10 protein-coding genes are annotated in these 11676 nt (G+C 54.8%); all 10 read left to right on the top strand.

The features are described 5' to 3' along the window. Positions 1-729: 729 nt before the first annotated feature. Positions 730-1881 carry a DegT/DnrJ/EryC1/StrS family aminotransferase gene (locus CSZ94_RS13765; RefSeq protein WP_258000971.1) on the top strand — a complete coding sequence of 384 codons (1152 nt, stop codon included), beginning with the start codon at positions 730-732 and terminating at the stop codon, positions 1879-1881. A 5-nt stretch (positions 1882-1886) separates the two neighbouring features. Further along, positions 1887-3017 (top strand): DegT/DnrJ/EryC1/StrS family aminotransferase, encoded by a 1131-nt coding sequence (locus CSZ94_RS13770; RefSeq protein WP_180977471.1) that lies wholly within the window; start codon positions 1887-1889, stop codon positions 3015-3017. Between the two features lie 40 nt (positions 3018-3057). Then, a complete protein-coding gene (locus tag CSZ94_RS13775; RefSeq protein ID WP_070254302.1) occupies positions 3058-4071 on the top strand; it encodes a nucleoside-diphosphate sugar epimerase/dehydratase in 1014 nt (337 codons plus the stop codon). 108 nt (positions 4072-4179) lie between these two features. After that, positions 4180-5688 (top strand): lipopolysaccharide biosynthesis protein, encoded by a 1509-nt coding sequence (locus CSZ94_RS13780; RefSeq protein ID WP_102122020.1) that lies wholly within the window; start codon positions 4180-4182, stop codon positions 5686-5688. A 58-nt stretch (positions 5689-5746) separates the two neighbouring features. Further along, positions 5747-6931 (top strand): glycosyltransferase family 2 protein, encoded by a 1185-nt coding sequence (locus CSZ94_RS13785; RefSeq protein ID WP_102122021.1) that lies wholly within the window; start codon positions 5747-5749, stop codon positions 6929-6931. Between the two features lie 107 nt (positions 6932-7038). Next, positions 7039-8079, top strand: coding sequence for an EpsG family protein (locus CSZ94_RS13790; protein WP_102122022.1), 1041 nt, complete (start codon positions 7039-7041; stop codon positions 8077-8079). A 3-nt stretch (positions 8080-8082) separates the two neighbouring features. Further along, complete coding sequence (locus CSZ94_RS13795) at positions 8083-8889, top strand: glycosyltransferase family 2 protein (protein WP_102122023.1); 807 nt, start codon at positions 8083-8085, stop codon at positions 8887-8889. Between the two features lie 102 nt (positions 8890-8991). After that, positions 8992-10083, top strand: a complete 1092-nt coding sequence (locus tag CSZ94_RS13800; RefSeq protein WP_102122024.1) for a DUF1972 domain-containing protein — start codon at positions 8992-8994, stop codon at positions 10081-10083. A 75-nt stretch (positions 10084-10158) separates the two neighbouring features. Continuing rightward, the gene (locus CSZ94_RS13805) at positions 10159-11103 is read left to right on the top strand and encodes a UDP-glucose 4-epimerase family protein (protein ID WP_102122025.1); all 945 of its coding nucleotides are present in this window, start codon (positions 10159-10161) and stop codon (positions 11101-11103) included. After that, positions 11104-11664, top strand: coding sequence for a sugar transferase (locus CSZ94_RS13810; RefSeq protein WP_102122026.1), 561 nt, complete (start codon positions 11104-11106; stop codon positions 11662-11664). It begins immediately after the preceding gene. Positions 11665-11676: the final 12 nt, after the last annotated feature.

The raw sequence follows: 11676 nt of genomic DNA on the forward strand, positions 1-11676 counted from the left end.
CGGCTGTGAAGGGCTTGGGTCATGGCGCTGGCGGTGAGGTGACAGGAATCAACAGTGTACTCAACAGGCGCCTGGCTTTGAAGTAGGGCAAGCTGCGAATAGGAATATGATCACCCAATTCTAAACATGTAAGTATTCTTGAGAAATTTAATATGTGCATTGCTGACGTGTTGTATTTTCTGTTGGGGCGTGATTTGATTTCCGATGCCGAGCTCTGGTAATAAATGTGCGTTTCATTTAAAATGGATATCCGAATTTTGCGTTGCACGATGTTGATTTATTGGCAATTTTCAGTGCCGGGTTTGTTTTTCTTCCATAATGGAATGCTTAACCCAACACAAGGATTCGTTGATCTTTCTTGTAAAGGCAGTGCGTGCGAGCCTCTCGCACGGTAGTGTCTGGAGTGCGATTGACGGCGCGAGTTGCATGGCAGCGCATGCGTAGCACAGCCGATTTGCATCCAGCTTGGGGCGCATGTGTGCCTGGTGTGGTGTCGCCAGCCGGTGCGGCTTTGACAGTGCACAGTCCCCATGATCGTGGTGCGATCAAAGAAAATTGATTTCGCAAATGATTGTCAATGCGTAAGCAATTGCCTATGCATGGCGATGGGTCGCCCGCCCGTGGCAGTGCCAGCCTGGCCTGTCTTCGTTCATTGCTTGCTGATACGGGGCAATGTGTGGTGTGACCACTTTATGCCAGCATTGATGTATGGTATGCCGGGAAGTCGGGGTGCTGCTGCGCCTTAGCGTTGCTGCCCATTGTTTAGTGCCTTTGGTAAACCGAGAGTTGAAGATGATTCCTTTAGTAAAAGTTGGCTTCCCTGACAAGCAGGTTCTGATGCCTGCGCTTGAGCAAGTGCTGTATAGCGGCCAAGTTGGGGAGGGAGAGCCGGTCTACGAGTTTGAGCGGCGTTTCGCCGAGCATTTTGGTTTGCCTTTTGCATTGGGGATGAGCAGCGGTACCGCCGCATTGCACGCGGCATTGCATCTGGTTGGCGTAAGGCCAGGCGATGAGGTCATTTCGACCAGCATGACGGCGGAGCCAACGAATGTCGTTATCCTGCAAATGGGCGCGGTGCCCGTGTTTGCCGATGTCGATGCGCTTTCCGGCAACCTTGATCCCGCCGCCATCGAGGCAGGCATTACCAGCAAGACCAAGGCTATCCTGATTGTGCACTATGCCGGGATGCCGGTGCGACTGGCCGAGATCGCTGCCATTGCGCGTCGTCACGGCATTGCGTTGATCGAAGATTGTGCGCATGCCATGGGTGCGCGCTACGATGGCGCGGCAATTGGCACCATTGGCGACTTTGCCATTTTCTCGTTGCAAGCCATCAAGCACATGACGACCGTTGACGGTGGCATGTTGACCATGCGCGATGCGTCGCTGATCCGGGAAGCAAAGAAATTCCGCTGGTTCGGATTGGAAAAGGGCGTGCCGCGTACCGAAGTCGACATCACGTCCATCGGTTATAAATACAATATGAATAATGTGACGGCCACGTTTGGGCTGGCGCAACTGCAAGACATTGATGCCCGTGTACTGAACCCGCACAAGGAAAACGGCCGTTATTTTGACCGTGCTATCGGCGCCATCCCGGGTCTTGCCGTGGCCGCGTTCGATGCGCTGGCCGAGCCCAGCTACTGGCTGTACACCGTCTTGTCGGACGACTCCGCCGATGTCGAGCGCCGGCTTGCCGCCATCGGGGTATCGGCATCGAAGCTGCATCGTCCGAACCACTTGCACAGCATTTTCAAGGAACTGGCCGGTCCCCTGCCGCAGCTGGATACCTATTATCGCCGCATGGTGCATATTCCGTGCGGCTGGTGGCTGGGTGCGGAAGATCGCGAGCGCATTGTCGATGCCTTGAAAAAAGGGTGATGTCCATGTCCGTACTGCCTTTGTTTGGCGTGGTAAATACGCCCGAGATGGAAGCGGCGGCCCTGGCCGTATTGCGCTCGGGCCGCATTGCGTCCGGCCCGCACGTTGCGGCATTCGAGGCTGGCTTGGGGGAATTGCTGGGCCAGCCGCATGTCGTGACCACCGTGGACATGACCAGTGCGCTGCACCTGGCCTTGTATCTGGCAGGCGTACGCCCGGGGGATGATGTGCTGACCACGGCTTTCGCCTGCATGTCGACCAATTCGGCCATTGCCGGATGTGGCGGGCGCCCCGTCTGGGTGGATGTGGCACCCGCATCGGCCTGTATGGACGTGGCCGATTTTGAGCGTGCCATCACGCCAGCCACGCGCGCCGTGATTCTGTATCACCTGGCCGGCTATCCGGGCCCGGCGCAGGCGATCGCTGAAATTTGCCGCCAGCGCGGCATTGTTTTGATTGAAGACTGCGACAACGCCTTGCTGGCGACAATTGATGGAGAGCAGGTGGGTACGTTCGGTGATTTCGCGGTGTTTTCTTTTTATCCTAACCGGCAAATCAATACCACCGAGGGGGGCGCGCTGGCGTGCCGTGATCCCGACGATGCTGTGCGTGCGCGCAAGCTGCGTCGTTTCGGTATCGATGCCGGCAGTTTTCGCACTGCGGCAGGTGAAATCAATCCGCAGTCCGATATTCCCGTCATCGGCTGGTCGATGGCCATGAATAATTTGTGCGCGGCGCTGGGCTCTGTACAATTGCAGGGAGTCACGCAGCGCATGGCACAAACGCGCCTGCATGCACAGCAGATCAAAGATGGGCTGGCCTCCTGTGCCGGCTTGACCCTGTTGACGCCGAGCGTCGGAGCGTTGCCATCATATTGGGCCGTATTAATTGCAGTTGAGCAACGTGACCTTGTCCTGGAAGCGCTGAAAGCGCGCGGCGTAGCAGCGTCAATATTGCATCAACGTAATGATATTTATTCCGGGTTTGTGGCTTGTCGCCGTGAATTGCCGAATACCGACATATTACAACGTAACATAATCGCCCTGCCGTGTGGCTGGTGGCTTTCCGCGCAGGACATCGAGCAACTGATCGCTGCAGTGGAGAGCGCGCTGCACGAGTCTGCCGGTCAAGCCTGACGGCAGCGCCATTTTTAATTCTACCTTTACCTGGACTGACATGTTTGATAATAAAGTTTTAATGATTACTGGCGGCACTGGATCCTTTGGTAATACCGTGTTGAACAGATTCTTAAACACGAATGTCAAAGAGATTATTGTTTTTAGCCGCGACGAAAAGAAGCAGGAAGACATGCGGATCGCGTTGAACAACGATAAGGTCAAATTTCATATTGGCGATACGCGCGATTACCAGAGTGTCGCGCAGGCGATGGCTGGCGTAGATTATGTTTTCCACGCGGCGGCACTCAAACAGGTACCGTCATGCGAGTTTTATCCCATGGAAGCGGTGCGGACCAATGTGCTGGGTACGGAAAATGTCCTGAATGCAGCGATTGCCAACAACGTTCAAAAAGTCATTTTGCTGAGTACGGACAAGGCAGTGTATCCAATTAATGCGATGGGTATCTCCAAGGCCATGGCCGAAAAAGTGCTGGTCGCCAAGTCGCGCATGGTGCGCCCAGGTGGCCCGGTGATGTGCGCCACGCGTTACGGCAATGTGATGGCATCGCGCGGTTCGGTGATTCCGCTGTTTATTGAAAAGCTCAAGGCTGGCGTACCGCTGACGGTGACCGATCCGGAAATGACCCGTTTTCTGATGTCGCTGGAAGATTCGGTTGACCTGGTAATTCATGCTTTCGAGCATGGACAGCAAGGCGATATTTTTGTGCAGAAGGCGCCTGCCAGCACCATCGAAGTATTGGCGCAGGCTATACAGGAACTGTTTTCCAGCAATGTGCCCGTCAAGGTGATCGGTACCAGGCATGGTGAAAAGCTGTACGAGTCGCTGGTGTCGCGCGAAGAGATCGCCAAGGCAGAGGACATGGGCGATTATTATCGCGTGCCGGCCGATAACCGCGACTTGAACTACGATAAATTCATCTTGGACGGACAGCCCGAAGTGAATCAGGCGCAGGACTACACCTCGCATAATACGCAGCGCCTTGATGTCGAAGGCGTCAAGAAATTGCTGCTGTCCCTTGATTATGTGCAACAGGAATTGAAAAATAGCTGATAAGCAGCGGAAATGGTACGGCATCGATGACCGATGCCGAACATATTGCTTTAAGAATTATAATAAAAATGAAATCTTCCATCTTGCTGCACCATTCCCCGGATATTCATGATTAAGCGGAATATCACTGCCAATATCGTGGGACGTGCATGGGGCTTCATTTCAGTGTATCTGTTTGTGCCCCTGTATCTGCACATGCTGGGGGCGGAAGCGTATGGCCTGGTAGGGTTTTATTCCACGCTGCTCGGTGTCATGGCGTTTGCCGACATGGGTTTTTCCGCCACCTTGAATCGCGAAATGGCGCGCCTGTCAGCGAGTGCGAATGCCGCGCAGGAGCGGCGCGACCTGTTGCGCACCTACGAATTGAGCTACCTGGTGATTTGCTGTGTGATCGCTGTGGCGCTGTGGCTGGGCGCACCATTGATTACCGAGCATTGGCTGCAGGCCGGCACTTTGCGTTCCGACGATATCACGCTGGCGATCCGGCTGATGGGCGTGGCCATTGCGTTCCAGTTGCCATCAGGACTGTATATCGGTGGTTTGATGGGCTTGCAGCAACAAGTGCGTGCTAACTTCTTGCAGATCGCCTGGAGCGCCTACCGGGGCTTTGGCACCCTGTTGGTGCTGTGGCTGTTTTCGCCTACGATCGTCACCTTTGCTGTCTGGCAACTGGTGGCGAATGCGATTTATTGCCTTACAGTACGGCATGGCTTGTGGCATGCGCTGAGAACCGATGGCGTGCGCGCTGTCGGCTTTTTCCGTAAGCAAGTGTTTCATAATACCTGGCGCTATGCGTCAGGGATGGCGGGTATGGCGCTGCTGTCGATTTTGCTGACCCAAATTGATAAGTTGACGGTTAGCAAGATGTTGTCGCTTGAAATGCTGGGCTTTTATACGCTGGCAGGAACGCTGGCATCGGTCCCGTTGATATTGGCAAGTCCAATCGCCTCGGCAATTTTCCCCCGCTTTACAGAATTGGTCGCACGCAATGAGCCCGAGCAACTCATTGCCTTGTATCACCGGACCTGCCAGTTTGTTGCCATCGTGACCGTGCCTGGCTGCCTGGTGGTGGCGCTGTTTTCGCATGATGTGATTTATTTATGGACAGGTTCCGCAGCTAGTGCCCAGGCCGCTGCTATCGCCGCCTCGCTGTTGCTCGGCGGACAAGTATTGCAAGCGCTGACCGTCGTGCCCTATTACCTGGCCCTGGCGCATGGCAATATTCGCTTGAATTTGCAGGTCGGCATGGTGTCCGTGGTCGTCGTGACGCCGATGATGATTTACCTCGTGCTGCACCACGGTTTGGCCGGGGCTGGCTTGTCATGGCTGATCATGAATCTGTGCACGATGCCGCCGTATATGTATTTCTTGCATCGCCATTTTTTGCCGGGTCAGTTTGGACGGTGGTTCCGGGAAAGCCTGGCATTGCCGGTCCTGGCCAGCTTGCCATGCCTGATGTTGGGTTACTGGTGCCTCTCTACCATCGATGGCCGGTGGCTGCGCTTGTTGCTCATCGCTGTGACGGCAGTGCTGTCTATTGGATGCAGCGCGTTGTGCGCACCAGATATCCGGCGTTGGCTGGCTAACACCAAATTTTCCCGACGGCTGCAGCATTAAAGCAGCATCTGATTGCATTGTTGATACACCACCCATTTGTTTATACATCATACTTATAATGCCTCTTCTGTCTGCAATCATTCCTACGCATAATCGTCAACGCTATGCGATCAATGCGATTACCACTATTCTGACAAACTTTCCGGACACGGAAGTCGTTGTGTCGGATACCAGCGATACCATGCAAATCGCTGAAGAATTGGGGCATTGGATCGAATCGGGACGGCTGATTTATCACCATCCGCAACGTCCCATGGATGTGGTCAGCAATTTTCAGAATGGACTGCGCCTGGCAACTGGCGATTATCTGATCTTCCTCGGCGATGACGATTGCCTGGGACCCGGTGCAGAAGAGCTGGCGCGCTGGGCGCGCGATACGCAGGTCGAAGCGGCCGCTTGTTCCCTGGGTGCGGCTTATTTTTGGCCGGACTTCAAGTCCCTGTATTTTGGGGCTGACTTTACGGCCAAGCTGACGGTGCAGCCATTTGCCGCCACTATTTCCCGGCTCGACGGACCGCAGGTGCTGCAGCAGGCGTTGAAAAATCTGGGAACGGGCGTCATGTCCATGCCACGCGCCTATCTGGGCATGATGTCGCGTGCGCTCGCCGGACGTATCGAGCAAAAATATGGTGCGCTTTTTGGCGGAGTCAGCCCTGATATTTATAGCGCGGCGCTGATTGCCGAGGAGTCGCGCAGCAGCGTGCAGATCGACTTTCCCTTTATTATCGCGGGTAGTTCGGGGGGCAGCACCTCGGGACAAAGTGCGGAAGGTGGGCACAAGGGGGGCTTGCGCGACAATGCGCACATCGGCGCCTTCAGCAATCTGGTGTGGGATCCGTTGATCCCTGAGTTCTACAGCGTGCCAACGGTGTGGTCTTACTCGTTCAAGGCGGCGATCGATAAGATCGGCAAAGCCGATTATCGTCCCAATCTGCCCCGCCTGTATGCCAAGTGCTGTCTGCATCACCCTAAATATTGGCGTGAAACGAAGGCTTCCCTGTGCGCCTATGTCAAGCGCGAACGTTATAGCCCTGCCTGTTTATCGTTCGTATGGGAACTGTTGCGCGAGTTTTCACGCCGTGCCTATCGTTTTATGCAGATCAAATTCAAACCGGCAATTAACCGCCAGGCCTATGCCAAGCAAGAGCTGACGAATATTGGCGAGGCATATGCGCATTTGTTGACGCATGTGCAACCGAGTCTGAGCCAGTTGCAATCCGCCATGAAAGAGTTCAAGCGCTGAGATGTTGCCGAAGTGCGTAGCCGGGCCCTTCGGTGCCGTGCACGCAGCGCTGCAGGTGTTGCGTTTTTGTAGCGCAAGTTCGGCACCGCCCGTTTGAAAAAAGAAAAATGCCAATCGGTCAAGTTTATATACTCGTTTTCCTGCCTGTCTTGATACTCGGGATGTTTACCCAGGATAAGTCGCGTCTGTCATTTCAGATTGCGATGTGCTGCCTGATCACTTTGTGCGCCTTTGCCTTCCGTTCGCCGGAATTCGGCACGGATTCCTCGACATACCTGAACTATTTCTTGACGGCTTGCCAGGGAGGCGGCGGGGCCATCGAAGCCGATGACTATTCCTTTTATGTGATGGACTTCTTTTTCTCGATGGCGCCCGGGGTATTGTGCAACCGGTATGCTTTCGCAAGCATCTGGATTCTCTTCATTGTGTTACCGATTTTGTTTATGAAGGGCAATATTCGGGTCAAGTTCTTCATGCTGTTCTTCCTGGTTGTTTCCCCGGTTGGCACCGAGTTCTTTACCAATGCATTCAGGCAATCCGCATCGGCCATCCTGTTTTGCGTGGCTGTCTCGCGCGGAATGAAACACAAGTCTGGCCTGCTCTTCCTGGTCCTGTCGCTGCTGTTGCACAAAAGTTCATTGCTATTGCTGGCAATTTATCTGTTGTCCTGCTGTGACATGCGGCGCCTGCTCCAAGGCGGTTTGGTGGCCTTGCTCTGCCTGTTTATTGTGCCAGCGGACAGCGTCCTGTATGCGCCGGTCAACGGTTTTATCTACGAGGTCACGAAATATCTGGCGCATGATAACGATGAAATTTTGGCGCGGATCAGTATCTATGCCAGTTTTTTCTGCCTGTATGCGTTCATGCGTCATTTGAACAAGCGCGACTATATTGACCTGAAGCCCTATGCGAGCTTCCTGCGGCTGCTGTTTATCGCCAGCGTCCTGCTATTCCCCCTGCCGTACTTCAGCTATCGCTTTGTGTATTCGATTTATCCGATCTTTGTGTGGTGCTTTGCCTATGAGCTTGAGCGCAGCCGAGCCTTGGAGATGTACCCGCGCGTGTACTGCTATGTGCTCGCGTCATTTGGCCTGACCATCGCTTTCCTGCTTGGTTCGTCTTCCATTAATTCGGTAAGCTTCTTTTAAATTATGACTATCGGAAAAACATTTGGCATTACCGTGGTCATTCCCGCATATGCGCGCTATGACGCTTTGCTTGATGCCATTGAGTCGGTCACGACCACCGCAATTGAACAGGTTGAGATCGTGGTCGTCGACGACTGCTCGCCCAATCTACTGCTGGCCGAGAAGTTGCCTGTTTGCAATTCCTCGGGTGTGCCGGTACGGGTTTACCGCCTGGCGAAAAACAGTGGTCCCCAATCGGCACGCAACCTGGGCGTGCGACGCGCGCGCTTCAGCTTCGTGGCGTTTTTGGACTCCGATGACCGGTTTTCTCCAGAGAAAATTGATTTCCTGCTTGGCTACCTGAAGCAGGGTAGGTGCGACATTGTTTATCATCCCGTCGATACGCCGACCAATATCAATGCCATCAATGCGCGCTGGTATACGGGGCGCCTGCGTCATTTGCCGTTCAAGTATCTGCTGGCGGCGCTCAATCCCGTGTATACCCCTTGCCTGGCAGTGCGGCGTAACCTGGGCCTGGGCGTGCCGTTGATGCGCTATTGCGAAGATTATGCGTATCTGCTCAATATTAATGCGCGGGCCAAGGCCGTGCATTTCGTTCCTTTGCCGATGACGACGCTGTCGCGCGCGCCTGGCAGCACGGGCGGCCTGTCTTCTGCACTGTTCAAGATGCGTATGAATGAATTCCGCGCAAAGAAAGTGATGCTGCGCCATTGGCGCTTTTATGGCATCGGCTGCCTATTGATTTCCGTCGCATTCGGTTGCTTGAGAATATTGTCCGATGTGCTGAAGCTAAGGTATTTCCGGAAATAATTACCTGTATTGCCTATCGGATCGTCTTGCTGCAGTCAGTGTGCAGCGTATCCGGGAGAGGGCATTTGTGTTGAATGACAAGTTTAAAATGAAGGTTGGTAAATGAAGATTGCAATTATTGGAACGGTGGGCTTGCCGGCAAAATACGGTGGATGGGAAACGCTGACCGAGCACCTGACGGATAATCTGTGCGACAAGTTTGATATCACCGTATACTGCAGTGGTAAAAAATATGCCGAGCACCCGCCAACGTACAAGGGCGTCCAGCTGAAATATGTCAATCTGGACGCGAATGGTGTGCAGAGTATTCCATACGATATCGTTTCCATGCTGTCCGCACTACGCTTTGCGGACGTGCTTGTGATCCTCGGGGTTTCAGGCTGTATTTTCTTGCCTGTTATTAAGTTGCTGAGCAAGAAGAAAATCATCGTCAATATCGATGGCATGGAGTGGCGCCGCGCCAAATGGGGGCGTTTCGCCAAATGGTTCTTGAAGCTTTCCGAAGCGACGGCGGTGCGTTTTGCCGATGTGACGATTGCCGACAACAAGGCGATTCAGCAATATGTCAGCGCGCAATATGGCCGTCCCAGCGAATTGATTGCGTATGGTGCCGACCATGTGACGCAGCAGCCCATCAGCGGCGAAGTATTGCAGCGCTTTCCCTTCTTGCGGCATGATTATGCCTTCAAGGTATGCCGCATCGAGCCGGAAAATAATGTGCAATTGATCATCGATGTCTTTGCTTCGCAGACGCGCATGCCCCTGGTTATTGTCGGTAATTGGGCCAATAGCGCATATGGGCAGGAGCTGAAGCAAAAATATGCGCAGGTGGCGCATGTGCACTTGCTTGATCCGATTTATGACCAGAGCATCCTGAACCAGTTGCGCAGCAATTGCCGCATGTATGTGCATGGCCACAGCGCCGGTGGAACGAATCCTTCGCTAGTGGAAGCGATGTACCTGGGCTTGCCCATTCTGGCATTTGGCGTGAGTTATAACCGGGAAACAACGCAAAATCAGGCCCGTTACTTCGACGATGAAGCCGGTTTGCTGGCCATCCTCAATACCGTGCAGCCAGATGAGCTGCAAGCAATTGGGCGCACCATGAAGCGGATCGCCGAAGAAAATTATACGTGGAGCACAATTTCGGCTAAGTATGCCGCCTTGTTTGACACGCCGCGCCAGGTGCGCTAATGGCAGGATAAGCCGCTCATGCGGCGGACAGGATGCCGGCCCGGTGTCCTGCCCGATGTTTTTGATTAGGAATGTATTGTGGTGTTATTGACTGGAGCGACCGGATTTGTCGGCGCCGCATTGATTGAACGGCTGGCCCGCATGGGCGATGGACGTATTCGTGCCTGCACGCGCGATGCCGGTGCCGTGTTTCCTGATACGGTGGAAACGTTTGTCATTGACGATCTGTCCAGCCAGACATGCTGGGATCATGCTTTCGACTCGGTGAATGTCGTCGTGCATGCTGCGGCGCGCGTGCATGTGATGAACGAGACGGCGGCCGATCCCTTGCAGGAATTTCGCCGTGTAAATGTCGATGGCACTCTGCACCTGGCACGTTGCGCCGCCCGCGCGGGCGTACGGCGTTTTGTGTTTATCAGTTCCATCAAGGTGAATGGCGAAGCGACGCTGCCTGGACAGGCATTCTCTGAAAGTGATGTTCCTGCACCGTCGGATCCGTATGGTATTTCCAAGCTGGAAGCCGAGCAGGGATTGTTTGCGCTGGCCCAGGAAACCGGCATGCAGGTGGTGGTGGTGCGGCCGCCGCTGGTGTATGGGCCTGGCGTCGGGGCCAATTTCCTCAGCATGATGCGCTGGCTGCGGCGCGGCGTGCCGCTACCGCTGGGAGCGATCAAGAATCGGCGCAGCCTGGTCGCGCTGGACAATTTGGCTGACCTGGTAGCCGTGTGCGCGGAACACCCGGCGGCGGCCAATCAGGTCTGGCTGGCGGCCGATGGCGAAGACTTGTCGACGAGCCAGCTGCTGCGCCGTATGGGTCTGGCGCTGGGCAAGCCCGCGCGGCTGTTGCCGGTGCCGGCATGGATGCTGGGTGCGGCATGCGCCATGATTGGCAAGCGCGGCTTCGCGCAGCGCTTGTGCGGGTCTTTGCAGGTGGATATTTCTAAGGCGCGACAGTTGCTCGGCTGGGTGCCGCCGTTGAGTGTGGATGAAGGTTTGCGTCGTGCGGCGCGGGGAAATTAAATGAAACGTTTGTTTGATGTAAGTGTTGCCTTGCTGGCCGTTGCCGTGCTGTCCATACCGTTGCTGGTGGTGGCCGTACTGGTCAAACTGACCTCGTCCGGTCCCATCGTGTATTGGTCGGACCGGGTGGGGCGCCACAACCGTATCTTCCGGATGCCAAAATTTCGCACCATGCGTGTTGATACCCCTGCGGTCGCGACCCATTTGCTGGCCGATCCCAAGCGCTTCCTGACGCCGGTCGGCCCGTTCTTGCGTAAATCCAGCCTGGATGAGTTGCCGCAGCTGTGGAGCATCCTTGTCGGTGACATGAGTTTTGTCGGCCCGCGTCCCGCCCTGTTCAATCAGGATGATTTGATTGCCTTGCGTACCGAGTATGGAGTAGACCAGGTATTGCCTGGCTTGACCGGCTGGGCGCAAATCAACGGCCGCGATGAATTGCCGATACCGGACAAAGTTCGCCTGGATGCCGAATATCTGCAGCGCCAGTCGTTTTTCCTCGACTTGAAAATTATCTTCCTGACCTTCCTGAAAGTGGTGCGTCGCGATGGCATCACGCATTGATGCCCAGGTTGC

The organism is Janthinobacterium sp. ROICE36 (assembly GCF_002869965.1).
GTDB lineage: Bacteria > Pseudomonadota > Gammaproteobacteria > Burkholderiales > Burkholderiaceae_D > Janthinobacterium.